Here is an 18,630-nt window from a genome sequence, read left to right on the forward strand (position 1 = left end):
GGATGTCAACGTTTTAGAAAGGTTTTATGGTGCTTAGTAACATCCATCACGTTGGTTAAACCTAGGGCGTGTCTTCAATTCACTCGATAGTCATCTGAACGGGCTAAAAATGGCTAAATCTTGCCAAACATCGTCAAATAGCTGGTTAATATCCCGATATTATCTGCACTATTTTTCTTGTTTGACGGCAATTTATCTCATTTTTATCACCATTCTTGAAATGAAGACATGCCCTAGGCTTCTACAAGAAAGCCTATTATATGGCCAAAATTTATCGGGATTCTGGCAAATCTTGTACCACTGCTTGATAGCCGATCAAGTTGTTATTAGCATCGAACGCTTGCACTACGATAGCGTAGTTGGTCGAGCTGTTTGGAATCACCGGTGTAAACTGTGTCTCAAGGTTGCTCAACACGAGGTTTTGGACGTAACCGTTAGCACCAGACTCGGCTTTATTAACATCAATTTGACTGACCAATACATGCTGAGTATTGATTGGATTCTGCCAAGTAACGGTTTTTTGGCTACCATTGCCCGTCACATCGAGGTTCATCTTGCCAAGGTCGTAATCGAGCGCGTAAGTGGTAAAGTTAGAGCGATCGCTTAGGGTATAGGTCACCTTGCAATTGTCTTCACCGCTGGACAGTTTTTGCCCGCCTAAGCCGTCTAGGTATTCAAAACTGCCTTTCCACGGTGAGCCAGCTTGTTTTTCCTCAAAGCTCCCTGCAAAAGTGGTGAGCAAGTTTGGCGTCTCTAATCCTAAGTCACTGACATACTTGACATCCAAAAACTCTAAGGTATCGAGGCTACCCGTGACTTTGCCAGCGATATAGTTATCGATTTTGAGCGCTGAGTTTATGCCCAAAGCATTACTTTCTTGGCAAGCTTGCTGCTGATAACTAAAGCTACCATCGACGCTACCCGCACCTTGATTACTGATGTCGAAGTAGACCGCACCGATATCGATGTCATTACTATCACCGTCGTTTAGCTCGACGAAGTGTCCGACATATAGACCGCCGCGTCCGCCTTCTGGAGTGAGCTTGTCTAAGAAGTTATCAAATGACTCTTCTGGTAAAAATACAGATTCTAAAATCTCTGCCATACTCTTTTCGTCATCGGTCAGCTTATCTTCGGCCTCTTTATACTTTTCTTTAACCTTGTCTTCTATACGATCGTATTCATCTTTAACCTGATCTTCTACACGGTCATACTCTTCTTTGATCTTATCGCTATCACTGCCGCAAGCACTTAGCGTTAGGCCGAGCATACTAACGGTTAATAAAGACAATACTAGTTTGGGTGCGCTCATAAACGAGTCCTGATGATTAAAATATGACGGTTATAAAAAGGTAGAATATTGCTGTTGGGTATATAGTTTTTTATTTGGGCTGATAAATATAGCAAAATTTAAAAGGCAAACGCATGGATAAGTGTTAATTGATGTCATAGAAAACATACGCAATGGTTACAGTGCAAGATTGTTATTGGCGGATATCAAATTAAGCGTTTCTGCCATATCGATGATAGCCTGCCAGTGTTTGGGTTCTAGAGGAATAACGGTTAACTGCTGACAGCCTTTCCTAAGCAGCAATGAGTCCTCAAGTGCGGGCAAAAACTTGAGCTCTAATAATGGTAAGACCTCTATAAATGCCTGCTCAAAGGTGACATCTACCATGTACCATCGTGGCTCATCTTCGGTGGCGATAGGGTCGTAGTGACGATGTTCGGGATGAAACTGGGTGGGGTCGGTATAGCCTGCTTGACTGATCGTCATAATGCCAGCAACGCCAGAGGGTTTGGCGCTAGAGTGATAAAAGAACACCTTGTCACCGACTTGCATGTCATCGCGCATAAAATTACGGGCACGATAGTTGCGCACGCCATCCCAACCTTCTGTGCCTAAACGCTGCAAATCCTGAATACTAAAAAACTTTGGGTTTGATTTCATCAGCCAATAGGCCATATCTGGTATTCCTTTATTGGTATAGTCAGTTCAGAATAAAATCGATATATTGCCAGTTAGGTGTGACTGGTATAAATTTTACTTGCTTGCTGTTATTACAGAGGCGACGAAAAATTCATCCCAGTCACACTGCCTCTTTTTTAAAGTGAATCTACTATAGCGGTGGTTTATTAGCGACAGATTTTTATAATTAATGGCTATATTGCCTGTCAGATGCCAGTATTAACATAGATTTTGTGAGTGGTTTTGTGAGTTATTTTGTTGTCACGATGCTTTTCATTGAGGCCTCTAACCGTTATCCTAGCGATACTTTTTATAGCTATAGTCAATCCTACATACCAAATAAGACTAATGCCTTCGATTTTACCAATAGCGATGCTCATATGACTGATATAAACGTGATGGATATTCCGCTAGCACTTTACATTCACATTCCATGGTGTGTAAAGAAGTGCCCTTATTGCGACTTTAATTCGCATGAGCTGCCAGTAGACAGTCAGCTATCGATGTATGACGAATACGTCGATGCTTTGTTATTGGATGCTCAAATGCAGCAGTCATTGACTCAAGGACGTGAAATTGGCTCGATATTTATTGGTGGTGGGACGCCATCACTACTGCCGATTGCGCAGTATCAGCGTTTATTTGCTGGCTTGCGTGCGTGTTTTATATTCGCAGATGATATTGAAGTTACGATGGAGGCCAATCCGGGTACGCTTGAACACGCGCCATTTGCTCAATATCTGGATGTCGGTATCAATCGCTTGTCAATTGGTGTGCAAAGCTTCGCTGCGGATAAGCTCAAAACCCTCGGGCGCATACACGATCCCAAGCAAGCATTATCAGCGATTAAGGCGGCACGGAGTGCTGGGTTTGAGCGCGTCAATGTCGACTTGATGCATGGCTTGCCGCAGCAAAGCTTGACTGAAGCACTGAACGATATTCAAACCGCGCATAATGCTGGCGCGACCCATATCTCTTGGTATCAGCTAACGATTGAGCCAAACACGGTGTTTTATCGCAGTCAGCCCATTTTGCCAGATGAGGATAGCCTCGCTGATATTGAGCAAGCCGGTCAGGCATTGCTACAGCAATTGGGCTATGACAATTATGAAGTGTCGGCATGGTCTGGTGCTTCCGATAAGCCATGCCGCCACAATGTCAATTACTGGCAGTTTGGTGATTATTTGGCGATTGGGGCGGGTGCTCATGGCAAGGTGACTGTAAAAAAACATGAAGGTCAAGGTAGTGAGTTAGTAGCAAAATCAGGTATTTATCGTTTTAGTAAGTCACGTTTACCCAAGGATTATGTCGACTATCAAGATATAATTGAGACATCTCATGACAGCCAACATTTCCCAAAAATGATTGGTTGGCAACAGATTGCTAGTGACGAATTGGTGAGTGAGTTTATGCTAAATGTACTACGTCTGCACGATGGTGTGTCGTGGGCACTGTTTGAGGATCGAACAGGACTTTGCTATGACAGTGTCGCTGGGCAAGTAGATAAGCTAGTCAAGCAGGGGTTACTCGTAGATGATCGTCAGCAGCTGAAGCCAACCGCGTTAGGCAGCAGATACTTGAATCAAATACTAAGAGCGTTTTTGTAGTATAACAGTGCCAATTGTAGAGAGCTTCTAGAATGCTCCTTATGTTTTAGAAGTAGGGTCAAGACAAACAAAAAAGGCTTACCAAATAAATGGTAAGCCTTTTAAAAACAAGTCTAATAAATTAATAATTAGATTTTGTTTTGAACTTCTTGAGCACTGCCAGTTACAGCATCACCGGCGCCAGATACGTCTTGACCTAGACCTTTAAAAGTGTTGCAACCAGTCAATACAAACATAGCCGTCAAAGATGCAATGATTAATTTTTTCATAATAATTCCTCAAAATAAATGGGTAGTTATAAGTAACAGCAGCGACGCTAAGCAGATTGCTTAAGCCTCACTGAAGGATTACAGGATACGATAACAATGTGTATATATTATCTCGCAATCCAGTAGAGCCATCATAAAGAAAGTTAAAATATATGCCCAGTATCAAAATGTAATTTTTGCCAGTAAACTGTAACTTTTAATTACGCTTGATATATATATTCTATTCAAGATAATTTTCATATAAAGACAATGAGCGAAGCTACTAACAATAGTAGACTAAGCCAGCCTGACACCAAGTTCTATTTATATAAAATTTGCTAGAGAATTAAAATAATGATATTCAGACAATTGATGGAGTGATAATGACTATTCATATCGTGCTGGTAGCACCAAAAATGCCCAGTAATACTGGCAATATTATTCGTTTATGTGCCAATAGTGGGGCGCAGTTGCATTTGGTGAAGCCTTTAGGATTTGAGCTTGACGACAAGAAGCTACGCCGTGCAGGATTGGATTACCATGAGTATGCCCACCTGCAGGTACATGACGACTGGGCAGCTGCTAGGCAAGCGCTCATAGCATCGGACTGTCATGTCATCACAGCATTGACTACCAAGCTGAGCAAGCCATTTTATGATTATAATTTTAGTGGGCAGGTCACTGGTGATGATGGTGAAAAAAATGCGCTGACATCGCCACCCAACATCGCTTTAGTATTCGGCTCTGAGACAGCAGGGCTGGCAGATGACATTCGTGAAAGTATTGGTTCCGATCATTGGTTACGCTTGCCCATGCTGGCAGATTCACGCAGTTTGAATCTGTCCAATAGTGTGGCGATATGCTTATATGAGATATGGCGTCAGCAGGGTTTTATAGGTGATGAAGGGCGCAGTGTTGGTTATGACACTCTGACAGTATATGACCCTAAATAGCGGTTGATATACTTATTGATTTTGATTGGAAGCCATGTTTTAAACCTCCAAATTCGGATAGCAATCAGTGTGACTCTATAAACAATTAGGCGGTTTGGGCAATCCAGCGAGACGATTGACGTGACGGGCAACCAATCCAGTATTAAACAGTTGCTGCAACTTTTGATTGCTTATATCCTGCTCAGGCAGGGTTTTCTGTAACCATTTAATAAGTGGACGCGTGGCAGGTGCGTGATTGAATTTGACAAAAAAGGCGCGCACCTGTTGTAGAATCTCTAGATGTTCAGCAATCAAGTTGATATCCAACGTATTTGCCAGCTGCTGCGCAATCGCAGGCGACCAAATAGTGTGATCACATAAATGACCGTCTTGATCTAAGGCGATATCGGTTGTCGCCATCGTAGTAGGTATAGGCATAGTCATAAGGCAGTGGTCACCACTTTATCAAATTGGCTGTCTTGAGTCAGCTCGACCCATTCTTCATCCGTTAAAATACGGGTCAATTTGCTCTCTAAATTTAGCTTGCCAGTCGTGTTTTCTGTTAACTGCGCTATGTCATCTGCTAAGGCATAAATACCCGCAATGCCATCTATCTCACTGTCATTCAAATAAGCATTGAGCCAGTCAATAAAAGCGACAGTTGTGCCTAGTAGTAGAATACTGTCACCTGTGTGCCAAGTGCGTGATATCTCTTCTGTGCTGCGTCTGAGCTTGTCCATGCTGCTATGTAATTGATATAAAGTTGCCATAAAAGTATCCGATTACGTGCTTTGTTATTTTATAAGTCTAAATTCTGTAGCGATTTAAAAGGTCAGGATTTGCTCAAAGTCTTGTGAGTTGATGACCTCTGGCACTAGTGTAAGCTGTGATGCCAAATCTGTCGGCAACATACCAGTGACCCAGCCACTAAAGACATCCTCAGGTAGCCAAGCGGCTGGCATGTCATAAAGCTCAAGTGATTGAACCATGCCATGCAGCCGCGAGTCAGATTGCATCAATAAGCCAAAAACAGGGGCATCTAAGTACAGCTGGACGTCGTGTCCAAACGTTGCCAAGGTTAAAGCGAGGGCACAACCTTCATAACTTGCCATTTCTGTTGGTGTACGCAGCTGAATCAATAATTTCATGGTTTATTCCAAAAGTTGTTTGTCACAAGCAGTCGTCGTCAAAGCAGTCGCTGTTAATAATGCGCTGCTAGAATTGTATGAGGCGACAATTGCTTTGCATCATCATTGCCAGCTCACTGAGTCCCACTAACGTAAACCCTTTCGCAAGATTGTCACCGTCAAGCCGATGGCGAGTACCGTTTTCGCTATCACTAATTCCACGACTGAGCGCAGTACTGACGCAGACGGGTAATGGCAATTGATATTGCTTAGCCAGATTTTTCCATTCTTGGGTCAGGTCAATTTGCTCAGCTGACTGCCAGCGCAATCGATTGGCTATATGAGCTGAGTCCCCATAAAAAAAGACATTGAGCAGTGGTTGTTCAGTGGTAGCATTATCGCTGCTGCCTGTACTATTAATATCATTGTCATCAATATCATGACTATTCGCTGCGCTCTTTAGGTAAGCGCGTGCGTAACGTAATGCCAAGTGTGCCAATGAATGACTAGGGTCAGCAGTAATCAGTAATAATGGAGTAGTGGTCGTCATAAGGCGCAGTATCACATATTATAAATAAGAGTTTAAAAAGTAGGGCCAAGTTGCTATAAATGCTTTTTATAAATTAATTTGAACGATATTACCATAGCGTCTGCGTGCAAATTTGCGTGACAGAAAACAGAGTTTATACTGATAATGCGACATACAGCGGATCATACTGTCACATCTAGGGCTTGTCATCCTTTAGATTGTGCGGCTTAAAATGAGGAAAATTGCAGCCAAACAAGGAAGAAATTGCCGTAAATATGAACATATTGACAAGATTTCTGACGATGTTTGGCTAAATTTAGCCATTTTAAGATCACTAAATGTATCCATGTGCTAATTGATGACATGCCCTAATATCGTTATATCATAAAAGAGAGGTGAGTCGTCTCTATCAAAGATGTTTATGCTAACATAAAGCGCCGCAAACCAAATAGAGTCACTGTTATTTAACGTGGTTTTATCTCAAGTGTAGGCACACTGAGTATTATTATTTGATGCTGTGACTGCCTCGTAAGAAAAAACAATAAACTTATGAGCTAGGTTCACGTAGTCTTACCATTCTATGTAAGGAGTTTTCGTCACTATGTTACCTGCTATGCCCTCACGTGTGAACAATGGTACAGATTATCAGCCTACCGTAGAACAACTGCAAGTCCTGCAGACAGCGAGCGAATTTGCTTATCAGATTTGGGAAAGTCGGACCGTTTCATGTCAGACGTTTTTACGCAGTTATCCTCTTGATCATACCTTAACACGCCAGCAAATTGATGATCTGATCCAAGATTACACGCTAGATGAAAATTACCAACTTGCTGATGAAGCCAAGGTCATGAGCGGCCTCCGAAACTTACGGATGCTGTTGATGATGCGCTGGATTTGGCAAGATGCCCTAGGCATGATTGCCCTCGAGCAATTAACCGATGAGTTATCTGAGTTTGCGGATGGTTGTATTTCATTTGCCAAGGAGTATACCTATCAGCACTTAGTTGCTAAATATGGTGAACCAACCTTTGTCAATGAGCTAGGCAATGTGCAGATCGATGATATGGCAATCATGGCCATGGGTAAGCTTGGTGCTCATGAGTTAAATCTATCGAGCGATATTGACTTGATATTTGTGCATCAAGCGCGCGGTGAGACCAACGGTGACAAAGCGAAGGGCACTCGTAGTATAGACAACAAGCGTTTTATGACTCGGCTTGGTCAAGGGATTATTAAACTACTGGATAATAAAACGGCAGATGGTTTTGTATTTCGGGTAGACATGCGCTTGCGCCCATGGGGTGATGGAAGTGATTTGGCCATCCATCTCTCAGCCTTACAGAAGTATTTTGCCTTGCATGGACGTGCTTGGGAGCGTTTTGCTTGGCTAAAAGCACGTGTGGTTGGACAGATAGAGAAGCCATTTTATGATGAGATTCAGGCACTGATTAAACCCTTTGTCTTTCGTTATTATGTTGATTACAGTGCTTTTTCGGCACTCAGAGAAATGAAATCTCTGATTCAAAATCAAGTTGCACAGCGTGAAGACTTAGATAATATTAAGCTTGGCGCTGGTGGTATCAGAGACATTGAGTTTATTGTACAAGCTTTTCAGCTGATTTATGGTGGTCGGCATCCGCAACTACAGATCAAGCCTTGTCTACAAGCAATGCAAGTGTTGTGCGAACTTGGATATCTAGAGCAGTCAACTTACGCGCAGCTGCAAATGGCTTATCGGTTTTTGCGTCGGCTTGAGCATGCTATTCAGGCGATCAATGATCAGCAGACTCAGCGTCTACCACATGACCCTTATTGGCAGCACAACCTAGCAGTCACGTTAGCGTTTGACGACTGGGAAGCATTACTCACCCAGCTCAATCATCATCGAGACAATGTCAATGTGCCATTTGAACGTATGGTCACTGAGCGCCAAGTACCTGATAATGAAGATACCGACCTAGAGCCAGAACATTTAGAAGAGCAGATTGCGCGCTTAGACGAAGTATTAACAAAAGGCAATCGTGAGTTATTACAGAAATTTTGGCAGTCAAAAATGGTCGCTAACTTGAGTGATGAGGCCAGAGAGCGCTTGGATGATGCTTATCCTGTGATTGTCCACGCGTTACTCGCTCATCAAGAACAGCAGCAGCTGGCCAATACTGCTTTGCCACGCTTGATTGCATTGCTAGAGGCTATTTGCCGCCGGTCTATATATTTGGTGATGATTGCAGAAAACCCCAATGCAACGATCGAGCTGATACCGATGCTATCAGCCAGCCCTTGGATCGCAAAAGAGCTGGCGCAGTATCCTGTGTTGTTGGATACCTTTTTACAGCAGCGCTATCGCCATTTGCCAGATAAGCGTGAGCTGCGCGATATCCTGCGCCAACAGTTACTGCGCGTCGAGCCTAACGATGAAGAAGAGCTACTAAGCGTTTTGCGACTGTTCAAAAAGAACCAAGTATTGGCTGTCGCGGCTAGCGATGTACTGGCTGAACGTCCGATAATGAAAGTATCGGATTCATTAACTTATATCGCTGAAGTAGTACTAGAAGCAGCGCTAGAGCGCGCTTTTGCAGAGATCGTCAACCGTTATGGTTATCCTATTGGCCAAGATGGTGATCCCGTCACTGAAGCGGACTGCGGCTTTGCGATTATCGGTTATGGCAAGCTTGGCGGATTAGAATTGTCGTATTCCTCAGATTTGGACTTGGTCTTCTTACATAAGATAAAAGAGCAGGGCATGACCACTGGTGAGAAATCAGTCAGTGGTATGAAATTTGCCGCTCGTCTGGTACAGAAGCTAATGAATTATCTCAATACTCAAACCCGTGATGGCCGCGCTTATGAGATTGATATGCGCCTGCGACCTTCAGGCAACGCTGGCATGATGGTGGTATCTTGTCATGCGTTTGAAACCTATCAAATCGATAAAGCGTGGTCATGGGAGCATCAGGCGCTGGTACGTGCTCGCGCGATTTGTGGAGACAGACGAGTCACTGCACGCTTTTGTGATATTCGCCGAGATGTGTTGTCACTGCCACGGACACTGGATCAAGTACGTAATGAAGTCACCAGTATGCGTATCAAAATGCAAAAGCATCTAGGTACCAGTCAATGGCAACAGCAAGCAGGCAAGTTCCATCTCAAGCAGGATGCAGGCGGTATTGTCGATATCGAGTTTTTAGCACAGTTTGCTGTACTGGCTTATTCGCATGAATATCCAAGCTTGACCAAATGGAGTGACAATGTGCGTATTTTTGCAGAAGTTGCTTTGCTTGGCATTTGGCAAGAGCAAGTCTGTCAGGAGTTGACCGATGCCTATCTGAGAATACGCGCTGCCACCCATCAGTTAGCATTATCAGAGCAGTCATTACTCGTTGATGAGTCGCTATGGCAAGAGACGCGAGCGTTAGTACAAGCGCAGTGGCAACACCTTATGGGTGTAGAATCAGCAGAGCAAAAATAATAGTAACTTCTTTATTTATCGTCTGCTCATATAAGGCAATGTACTCAAACTCAATATTTTAATATCAACAAGAGCCATCTAAGCACAAACTAAAACATTGCATTTGCCAGCATGGCCAATGATATAATCGGTCGCACATTATCATAACACTGTCAGTCGTTCGTCATAATAATGCTGTGTTTTAAGCAATAAAAATTGACGCTGTAGTGTTATCATACGATGTTGATCGATACTGTTAGGGTCTGTTGAACATTCAAATATTAGGACTGCTGATCGCTAAAATCGTCCCAAACTAGGCGTAAACCGACGATAATGTCGAGACCTTAGCTAGGTTTACAACAACGTTTGGGGTGATTTTAGCATCAGCCTTTCAGGGCAAGGCTATTTTTTGCCAATACATGGCGAAATCGTCTAACCTAGAATGACTAGGCATCAAAAATTTCACTGCGTATTGTCTAAAAAGTAGCCACTGCCAGTTCCACATTTGAATGTTCAATAGACCCTAAATAAAACCTACCTAAAAAAAGTTAGACGTCAGTGCTAGCATAAGGACTATAAAATGAATATGGCAACACAAGATGGTAAGCTTTGGATGAATGGCACGATGATTGACCAGCCAGATGCTAAAGTTCATGTGCTTACGCATAGCTTGCATTATGGCATGGCGGTGTTTGAAGGCGTACGCGCTTACCAAACGGCTGACAATCGCACGGCTATTTTTCGCCTAAAAGAACACACCGAGCGTCTACTGGGCTCAGCGAAAATCTTTCAAATGGATGTGCCGTTTGATGCTGCAACCCTAGAGCAAGCGCACAAAGACGTGGTCAAGCAAAACAACTTAGCAGAAGCTTATATTCGTCCGCTTATCTGGGTAGGTGCAGAAAAACTTGGCTTGTCATCACGCGATAACAGCATCAACGCGATGGTTGCTGCATGGCACTGGGGCGCTTATCTGGGCGAAGAAGGTATCAAAAACGGTATCCGTGTAAAAACCTCTTCATTTACCCATCACATGACCAACGTGACCATGTGTAAGGCCAAAGCCTCTAGTAACTATCCTGTGTCTATCATGGCCAATCAAGAAGTGACTCGTAATGGCTACGACGAAGCTATTTTGATGGATCCGCAAGGTTATGTTTGCCAAGGTGCTGGCGAAAACTTGTTCTTAGTAAAAGACGGTGTGCTGCATACCCCAGATTTAGCGGGCGGGGCACTTGATGGTATTACTCGTCGTACTATCATTCAGTTCGCTGATGATCTAGGTATCAAAGTCGTTGAGCGCCGTATCACTCGTGACGAGTTTTACTTGGCGGATGAAATATTCATGACCGGTACTGCTGCCGAAGTCACGCCTATTCGTGAATACGATGATCGCACAGTCGGAAATGGTGGCCGTGGACCTTTGACTGAAAAGCTGCAAACACTGTATTTTGACGTCGTACATGGTCGCAATGAGCAATATATGGATTGGTTAAGTTTTATTGACTGATAAAGCGGTTACTTTGAAGACCAAAAAGGCTGAACATAATTGTTCAGTCTTTTTTTTATGCTAATATAGCCATCATATTTATTCATAATATTAAAGTGAGCAGTCAATGCCAATAGATTCTAGTACAGCAGATACTCAAAATATCAAACAAATCATCTGTATTAAATGGGGCACAAAATATGGTGCTGATTATGCCAACAAACTATATGGCATGGTATCTCGCAACATTACACCACCATTTAGATTTGTCTGCTTCACTGATGATACAACAGATGTCCGTCCAGAAATCGAATGCCAAGCGTTACCACCATTAGATGTCACTATGCCAACCAATACACTCGGTAAGTGGCCAAAGTCTCGCTTGTGGGGTGAAAAGCTAGGTGATTTGACAGGAACAGTACTGTTTGTAGATTTGGATGTGATTATAGTAGACAGCCTCGATCCTTTCTTTGAGTATGGCGAGCCGGATGATATTATTTTATCTTATAACCCAAGTAATCCATTAGAGCGCTTGGGACAGACGTCTTGCTTTAGATTTCAGATTGGAGCGCTTGTCTCACTGCAAGAAAAGTTTAAAGCAGATCCACAAGGTATCGCTGATGAGTATCGTTTTGAGCAGCGTTTTGTCACTCGTAATGCACCAGGTGGTGTGAAGCTATTTCCAAAGGCATGGGTCGCACATTTTAGACGCAAATGTCGTCAACCGTTTCCGTTCAACTACTTTAAAGAGCCGAAGATTCCTAAAGGCGCTCGCTTGGTTATCTTTCCTGGTGACTTGTATCCAACGCATGCGATCGAAGGTAGATACAACAAGAACGCTGCTAATAATGCTAAAGATCATTTGAAGCAACTGGCTGAGCCCAAAAATATGAAGAGACCGCTGCGTCATCTTCGTCACTTTATCTTGCCAGTAGAATGGATTGAAAAGTACTGGAAAGAATAGGCTTAATTTTATGTTGGAGTATTCAAGCATTTAAGTGTTATTACATTAGTAGCAGTGAGTGTTGATGCTTTCTATGCTCATAAATATGGACGTAGAAAGCATTATTTAGTGAATGGATAAAATTATGAAAAAAAACGATGCTATCAGAGTCTTTGTGGGCTGCGACCCAAATAACTGTGATCTAGAGCAGATGATGGTATTAGATTATAGTATTCACAAACACACCAGTGTACCCGTTGAAATAGTATGGATGCAGCTATCGCGCGATCCTAATAGCTATTGGTATTCTAATCCCGAGGCTGGCGAGGGCTGGGATACTATTAAATGGTCGACACCTTTCTCAGGATTCCGTTGGGCAATTCCAGAATACTGCAATTATTCTGGACGAGCCATTTATATGGATGCTGATGTCATTATTTTAGATGATCTAGCAAAGCTATGGCAGCATCCTATCGAAAGACAGTCCGTAGTAGCCGCTAAAACGAATGCTGATATGACTCGTCTATGTACTTGTATATGGGATTGCGATGCTGCAAAAAACGTTGTTTTGCCTATCGAAAAACTTAGAAAAGATCCCAAAAGTCATAAAGAAATGATGGCTTTATTCAAGAAAAACACGCAATTGATTGAGTCTTATCAAGACAGTTATAACTGTATCGATGGTGAAAACTTAGTAATAGAAGAAATCAAAATTTTGCATTACTCAGATATGGGAACGCAATTCAGTCATAAGTACTCGTTACCTAGAGTGAATGGGGAAGGAATCGAGCATTGGTTTGACGGAGAAGTATTGCCACATCCAAGACAAGATTTGGTCGATCTTTTTGATGACTATTATAATGAAGCGCTTACTGCTGGATATCATCTAGAGAGCTATCGAATTGAGCCTTTTGGTGCTTTTCCAAAGAAATCCCAGCAAGGCTATATTGGCAATAAGGTGACTCGTCCCAAAGCCTCCAAATCTCTATTTGCAAAATTATTCAAGCGTTGATTCATTTAACATAATAATATTTCACACACTAAATGAATAGAAATTCATCCATAGGTTATCGTTTATGAAGCAGCATAAAAAAATAGCGTTGCTCGCTATTAATTGTCTACAAGGTGGAGGGGCAGAGCGAGTTGTTCTTACTTTAGGACAGGGATTTTATGAATTGGGATACGAAGTACATATTTTAAGGTTTAAGCCAAGGGTCGAATACGATCTTAATCCAAACCTTATTTATCATATGCTCAAATTCAAACCCTATAAGATGATACCAGGAGCACAGCGTCGCGATAAGTTTTTTGCTTATGCGGTAGATCGTTATGTCAAAAAAAATATTGGACAACCTGATATCATTTTGTCGAACCTTGATCGTTCAGATAGTATCTTTAGCTACAGTAGTCTGCCAAACATCATTTACGTGATTCATAATACTTTGTCACTACTTTATAAGTTTGGAAAAACAGATGTTGGTCATCAGAGAAAAGAAAACTTTACGAGAATTTATTCCAAAAATCCTTGTGCCTGTGTCAGTAATGGCGTAGAAAAGGATTTTGTAGAAAACTTTGGTCATGTTACTTCAACAACGGCAATACATAATCCAATTGATAGAGACGGTATTCAAAAATTAGCTGATGCTTTTATTCCAGAATATCAAAATTACATTATTCACGTTGGCAGTTTTAAAGAAGCAAAACGTCACGATGTGCTGTTGAGAGCTTATGCAAAGACAGATCAGTCTTTACCGTTGCTTCTGTTGGGCAAAGGCAAGCTTCAAAGTAAGATAGAGGCGTTGGTCGTAGAGCTCAAGCTAGAAGACAAGGTGGTTTTTTTAGGCTTCCATGAGAACCCTTTTCCCTATATAAAGCATGCGCAATTTAAAGTACTAACTTCTGACTGGGAAGGTTTTGCTTTGGTGATTGCAGAGTCTTTAGTTTTAGGAACACCAGTCATCAGTACTGACTGCCAGTCTGGACCCAGTGAGTTATTGCCTCAGAAAAACCTAATGCCTATGAGAGACATAGATGCTATTGCAGCTAAACTAAGCTTAGCAATGAAGAATCCAGAGCAATTTCAGTCTGAATTTAGTGAAACGCTCCTTCCTGTCACAATAGCAAAGAAATATATTGAATTCGCATCGAATTTTGAGAATACAGATAAGAGATCTTAATCTAACCACCATTTGGACCAATCATCTCTATGCAATTGCCGTAGCGAGGCAAAAGCACTCTGGTTATTCTGTAGTTTTTCGAATACAGCAAGCAGTATAGTAGTAGCTAATTTGTCGACTTTGTGGAATTTGTGATAGCGCTTGCGCATATTTCTCAGACTATCATCGGTGCCGATACGAAAATACGTGAGACCATCATATAGAGACAAATCGCCGGCATACAATATGTCGGTTTTTTCATCTAATAATGGTATGGGTTCAGCATCAGGAGGGGCTTGTAAAAAGTTTTTGGTCTCATAAGTTCGGACAGTATTCATTAGTGTAATGACATTCATCAAAATAGCGGCTCTATTGACGTTATCTGAGTGATCGATGAAAGTATCGCAGGCTGAAACTATCCAGCGTAGTGACAGGTTTTCTAATAAATAATGGTTCTCTGCCACCCATAGCCTTTCGAATTCTGCAAATATTTTGTCCATTTTGTATTTACGGCGCATCAATATAATGAGCGTATTGTGATAAAAGCAGAGTTCAGACTCACCCAAGGATTGATGCTTTAAGTTATTTAAATGACATTCTAACGCCTTGCTCTTACGTTCGTCTGTCAAGGTCTCAATATCGCACATTGACTCTGTAATCGTTGTTACTTTCATGTCGTCAAAGCTTTTGCCATCATAGTTTTTGATAACCTTGCCCGCATTCAATCTTTTTTCACTTCGAAACATGAGTAGCAATTTTCTTTGCCAATTAGAAGGTGTAGTCATGTCATCAAAATCCTTTGAGAAAATACAACGATATTAAAGCTTTAACATCTATAACACGGGTTTTAGAGATAATTACTTATTCAAACTGAATAATATTGTTTATACCAAGCGACAAATTTTTCAATACCATCTTCTATATTGGTTTCAGGCTTAAATCCAATATCATCCACCAATTCGTCTATATCTGCATAAGTAATGGGCACATCGCCTGCCTGCATGGGTAGCAGGTTTTCATTGGCCTTTATACCACAAGCATCCTCGATGGCGGTGATGAAACGACGCAGCGTAATAGGTTGGTTATTACCGATATTATAAATTTTATAAGGGGCTGCTGCTGTCGTAATACCAGAGTGTTGGTTAGCCGGTACTTTTTTCATTACTCCTATGATGCCTTTAATAATATCATCAATGTAGGTAAAGTCACGCTGCATATCACCGTTATTGTAGATATCAATGGGTTCGCCAGCCAGAATTTTTTTGGTAAAAGAAAAATAAGCCATATCAGGTCTACCATAGGGACCATAAACCGTAAAGAACCTTAATCCTGTCGTAGGGATGTTGTATAAATGACTGTAGCTATGCGCCATGAGCTCATTGGACTTTTTGGTAGCGGCATATAGGCTGATAGGAAAGTCAACACAATCAGCAGTCGTAAATGGTTGTTTGATATTCATACCATAGACAGAGCTAGAGCTGGCATAGATTAAGTGCTTGATATTGTGGTGACGGCAGCCCTCAAGTATATTAACAAAGCCAACCACGTTTGAATCAATATAGGCGTTTGGGTTTTCGATAGAGTAGCGTACGCCCGCTTGGGCACCCAAATTAATAACAGTATCAAACTGATAACCAGAGAAAAGGTTTGACATAGCATCGCGATCAGCAAGGTCTAACTTAATGAACGTAAAGTTTTCTGGTGTTGATATTTCACTTAATATCTTCAAGCGCTCTTCTTTCAAACCCACATTGTAATAGTCGTTGATATTATCAATACCAACGATAAAGTGGTCTTTACCAGATAAGTCTGTTTCCAGTAGCGCTTTGATCAAATGAAAACCAATAAAGCCTGCAGCACCCGTGACTAAAACTTTCATCAGTCGCTCCCGAATAGGTCTCTTGTAAATACTTTATCAGAGACATCTTGTATGTCAGTAGATAGGCGGTTTGCCACGATGATATCACTCATCGATTTGAATGCTTCTAAATCTTGAATAACTCGGGAATTAAAAAATTCACTTTCTTGTAGTGCAGGCTCATAAACAACGACTTCGATACCTTTTGCCTTGATGCGCTTCATAATACCTTGTATGGCAGAAGCTCTAAAATTGTCTGATCCACTTTTCATGACCAGTCGATGTATGCCCACGATTTTTGGCCGTTTTTCTATGATTTTATCTGCAATAAAGTCTTTACGGGTTCTATTGGAATCAACAATAGCCCTAATAAGATTGCTTGGTACCTCGTCATAATTTGCGAGTAGCTGCTTGGTATCTTTGGGCAAGCAGTAACCACCATAGCCAAATGACGGATTGTTATAATGATTACCTATACGTGGGTCTAAGCCAATACCTTCTATGATTTGTTTGGTTTCAAGCCCAAAGGTTTGTGCGTAAGTATCGAGCTCATTAAAATAGGCCACGCGCATCGCTAGGTAGGTATTAGAAAACAGTTTAATGGCTTCAGCTTCAGTTGATTCTACAAATAGTAGCGGTACTTCTTTTTTGATAGCGCCTTCAAGCAATAACTTAGCAAACTGCTGTGCCTGTTCAGACTGTGCGCCCACAATAATTCGAGAAGGGTAAAGATTGTCGTGTAGTGCTTTACCTTCTCGCAAAAACTCAGGCGAAAAAATAATGCGATCCGTTTCATGTCGCTCTCTAATACTAGCGGTATAGCCAACGGGCACTGTGGATTTTATAATAATAGTCGCTTGCTGATTGACTAGAAGTACTTGCTCAATCACTGCTTCTACTGTTGATGTATTGAAATAATTGGTTTTGGTATCATAATCGGTCGGCGTTGCGACGATGATAAAATCAGCCCCTTCATAGGCTGTCGCAGCATCAAGTGTTGCAGAAAAGTTGAGATTTTTATGTGATAAGAAATCTTCGATATCTTTGTCTTCGATCGGCGACTGCTTCGCATTCAGCAGGTCAATCTTTTCAGCGATGACATCGACAGCGACGACTTCATTGTGCTGTGCCAATAGCATTGCATTTGATAAGCCTACATAGCCTGTACCTACTACTGCTATTTTCATAATATATCCAAAGTTGTCTTTTGTTTATTATTTTAAGTTTATTGCTATTTATTGCCATTTAACAATAATGACGAGGGTAAATAAGCTGAGAATTTTTGCACCATAGCAGTGGTAATTTTTTGATAGGAGTTCGCTTCAAGTAAATCCAGACTTTGTATGCACCCATATTTAATAGATTTTTTGTGCAAATCGGTTATAAAGTCCTCGACACCCTTCTCATTTTTTAGATAGTTGATAGACGTATCGGGTTTCAACTCGGCTTGGCCTTTTTGGATTTTTAAATGATTCATCAGTGTTATGGGGTTTACTTGCGCAACATTTCTGAATTTGTACTTTATTTGCTCTGTCAATAATTGAGGATTATCCAACAAATGGGCTTTTAAAATATTTTTATCGACAATATGAGGATAGTGATGAATCTCAAAAAATTTATCCATATCAAGTATTTTAGCACTTAACATTTGCGCTATCGTGTGCCTCGGTTGTATCGGTGTTCCAAACAGTTTGAAGCGAGATTTTCGAAAATTAAGCTTGGCATTTAACGCAGCACTTTTACGCCATTGCCCATGAATGATAATTTTTTCACCGTCCAAAAAGTCATTGATCCTCACGGGCTGATTAAAAAAGAAATCGTCATTCATATAGATGAAATAGTCAGACAGTCCCTTAATATTCCATATCATCGTCTCAATCGATCGGGTATTGAAAGTGGGTAAAAACTGCTCGTAACCAACGAACATCTCTTTATGATCCACAATACGTATTTTATCTGCTGAACAGATATTTTGCTTGGCAAAATCATCGATGAATGCTGGTCGTTGTTGGTCGGTGACAATATATATATGACGACAAAAAGGCACGTATTTAATGATAGACGCTATATTATAGTATATCTCGTCGTCACTAGCGAAACGCGTGGCCGTGATTGCATCTGAAGCGACTGCTTTGCCTGATTTATAACCTTCTCTTTTTTGTTTGAGCATGGGATCTGCACCATCCACCCAGGCGATGACAACATCTAATGTTTTCTCGTCAGGTTGCTTCATGACTGATCCTGTTTTTTGTAAACATGTTCTATCAACACGCTGATGTTTGTATTAGCTACATCAATCCAGCGATGATATTTGTTGATATGAG

The 18,630-nt window shown here is 41.5% G+C and carries 18 protein-coding genes; 7 read left to right on the forward strand and 11 right to left on the reverse strand.

Features of this window, described 5'->3' with window-relative positions:
• Positions 1-271 precede the first annotated feature (271 nt).
• Entirely contained in the window at positions 272-1,312 is a 1,041-nt protein-coding gene (locus AAEY72_RS06345) for a hypothetical protein (RefSeq protein ID WP_352309891.1), read from the reverse strand.
• A gap of 156 nt (positions 1,313-1,468) precedes the next feature.
• Positions 1,469-1,966 (reverse strand): EVE domain-containing protein, encoded by a 498-nt coding sequence (locus AAEY72_RS06350; RefSeq protein ID WP_352309892.1) that lies wholly within the window; start codon positions 1,964-1,966, stop codon positions 1,469-1,471.
• Positions 1,967-2,349: 383 nt separating this feature from the next.
• Here AAEY72_RS06350 and hemW point away from each other — a divergent pair, with 383 nt between their 5' ends.
• On the forward strand, positions 2,350-3,576 hold the full coding sequence (hemW, locus tag AAEY72_RS06355) for a radical SAM family heme chaperone HemW (protein WP_352309893.1): 1,227 nt from the start codon (positions 2,350-2,352) through the stop codon (positions 3,574-3,576).
• A 128-nt stretch (positions 3,577-3,704) separates the two neighbouring features.
• On the opposite strand, the gene AAEY72_RS06360 is transcribed toward hemW, so the two are convergent.
• A complete protein-coding gene (locus AAEY72_RS06360) occupies positions 3,705-3,845 on the reverse strand; it encodes an entericidin A/B family lipoprotein (RefSeq protein WP_189584958.1) in 141 nt (46 codons plus the stop codon).
• A gap of 362 nt (positions 3,846-4,207) precedes the next feature.
• On the opposite strand from AAEY72_RS06360, the gene AAEY72_RS06365 reads away from it, so the two are divergent.
• Positions 4,208-4,777: a tRNA (cytidine(34)-2'-O)-methyltransferase gene (locus tag AAEY72_RS06365; protein ID WP_352309894.1), complete on the forward strand. Its 570-nt coding sequence runs from the start codon at positions 4,208-4,210 to the stop codon at positions 4,775-4,777.
• Positions 4,778-4,852: 75 nt separating this feature from the next.
• Here AAEY72_RS06365 and AAEY72_RS06370 read toward each other — a convergent pair whose 3' ends face one another.
• The 4 genes from AAEY72_RS06370 to tusD form a co-directional block, all read right to left on the reverse strand.
• Positions 4,853-5,200 (reverse strand): TusE/DsrC/DsvC family sulfur relay protein, encoded by a 348-nt coding sequence (locus AAEY72_RS06370; protein WP_201588405.1) that lies wholly within the window; start codon positions 5,198-5,200, stop codon positions 4,853-4,855.
• The gene (locus tag AAEY72_RS06375; protein ID WP_189584967.1) at positions 5,197-5,526 is read right to left on the reverse strand and encodes a hypothetical protein; all 330 of its coding nucleotides are present in this window, start codon (positions 5,524-5,526) and stop codon (positions 5,197-5,199) included. The genes AAEY72_RS06370 and AAEY72_RS06375 overlap by 4 nt, the downstream gene beginning before the upstream one ends.
• Positions 5,527-5,580: 54 nt before the next feature.
• Positions 5,581-5,904, reverse strand: coding sequence for a hypothetical protein (locus AAEY72_RS06380; protein WP_352309896.1), 324 nt, complete (start codon positions 5,902-5,904; stop codon positions 5,581-5,583).
• Between the two features lie 67 nt (positions 5,905-5,971).
• Positions 5,972-6,433 carry a sulfurtransferase complex subunit TusD gene (gene tusD, locus AAEY72_RS06385; protein WP_352309897.1) on the reverse strand — a complete coding sequence of 154 codons (462 nt, stop codon included), beginning with the start codon at positions 6,431-6,433 and terminating at the stop codon, positions 5,972-5,974.
• A 580-nt stretch (positions 6,434-7,013) separates the two neighbouring features.
• Between tusD and glnE the strand changes: the two genes are divergently transcribed.
• From glnE to AAEY72_RS06410, 5 genes are all read left to right on the forward strand, one after another.
• Positions 7,014-9,881 (forward strand): bifunctional [glutamate--ammonia ligase]-adenylyl-L-tyrosine phosphorylase/[glutamate--ammonia-ligase] adenylyltransferase, encoded by a 2,868-nt coding sequence (glnE, locus tag AAEY72_RS06390; RefSeq protein WP_352309898.1) that lies wholly within the window; start codon positions 7,014-7,016, stop codon positions 9,879-9,881.
• 559 nt (positions 9,882-10,440) lie between these two features.
• A complete protein-coding gene (locus tag AAEY72_RS06395; RefSeq protein ID WP_352309899.1) occupies positions 10,441-11,370 on the forward strand; it encodes a branched-chain amino acid transaminase in 930 nt (309 codons plus the stop codon).
• A 106-nt stretch (positions 11,371-11,476) separates the two neighbouring features.
• Entirely contained in the window at positions 11,477-12,313 is an 837-nt protein-coding gene (locus AAEY72_RS06400; RefSeq protein ID WP_352309900.1) for a glycosyl transferase, read from the forward strand.
• Between the two features lie 124 nt (positions 12,314-12,437).
• Positions 12,438-13,304 (forward strand): glycosyltransferase, encoded by an 867-nt coding sequence (locus AAEY72_RS06405; protein ID WP_352309901.1) that lies wholly within the window; start codon positions 12,438-12,440, stop codon positions 13,302-13,304.
• A gap of 64 nt (positions 13,305-13,368) precedes the next feature.
• Positions 13,369-14,469, forward strand: coding sequence for a glycosyltransferase (locus AAEY72_RS06410; RefSeq protein WP_352309902.1), 1,101 nt, complete (start codon positions 13,369-13,371; stop codon positions 14,467-14,469).
• Here the strand turns inward: AAEY72_RS06410 and AAEY72_RS06415 are convergent.
• From AAEY72_RS06415 to AAEY72_RS06430, 4 genes are all read right to left on the reverse strand, one after another.
• Positions 14,466-15,233 (reverse strand): hypothetical protein, encoded by a 768-nt coding sequence (locus tag AAEY72_RS06415; RefSeq protein ID WP_352309903.1) that lies wholly within the window; start codon positions 15,231-15,233, stop codon positions 14,466-14,468. The two genes, AAEY72_RS06410 and AAEY72_RS06415, sit on opposite strands and share 4 nt — an antisense overlap.
• An 80-nt stretch (positions 15,234-15,313) precedes the next feature.
• Complete coding sequence (locus tag AAEY72_RS06420; RefSeq protein WP_352309904.1) at positions 15,314-16,327, reverse strand: NAD-dependent epimerase; 1,014 nt, start codon at positions 16,325-16,327, stop codon at positions 15,314-15,316.
• A complete protein-coding gene (locus AAEY72_RS06425; protein ID WP_352309906.1) occupies positions 16,327-17,493 on the reverse strand; it encodes a nucleotide sugar dehydrogenase in 1,167 nt (388 codons plus the stop codon). The genes AAEY72_RS06420 and AAEY72_RS06425 overlap by 1 nt, the downstream gene beginning before the upstream one ends.
• A 44-nt stretch (positions 17,494-17,537) precedes the next feature.
• Entirely contained in the window at positions 17,538-18,539 is a 1,002-nt protein-coding gene (locus AAEY72_RS06430) for a stealth family protein (RefSeq protein ID WP_352309908.1), read from the reverse strand.
• Positions 18,540-18,630: the final 91 nt, after the last annotated feature.

The sequence above is a fragment of the Psychrobacter sp. W2-37-MNA-CIBAN-0211 genome (assembly GCF_040309405.1).
Classification (GTDB): domain Bacteria; phylum Pseudomonadota; class Gammaproteobacteria; order Pseudomonadales; family Moraxellaceae; genus Psychrobacter; species Psychrobacter glaciei.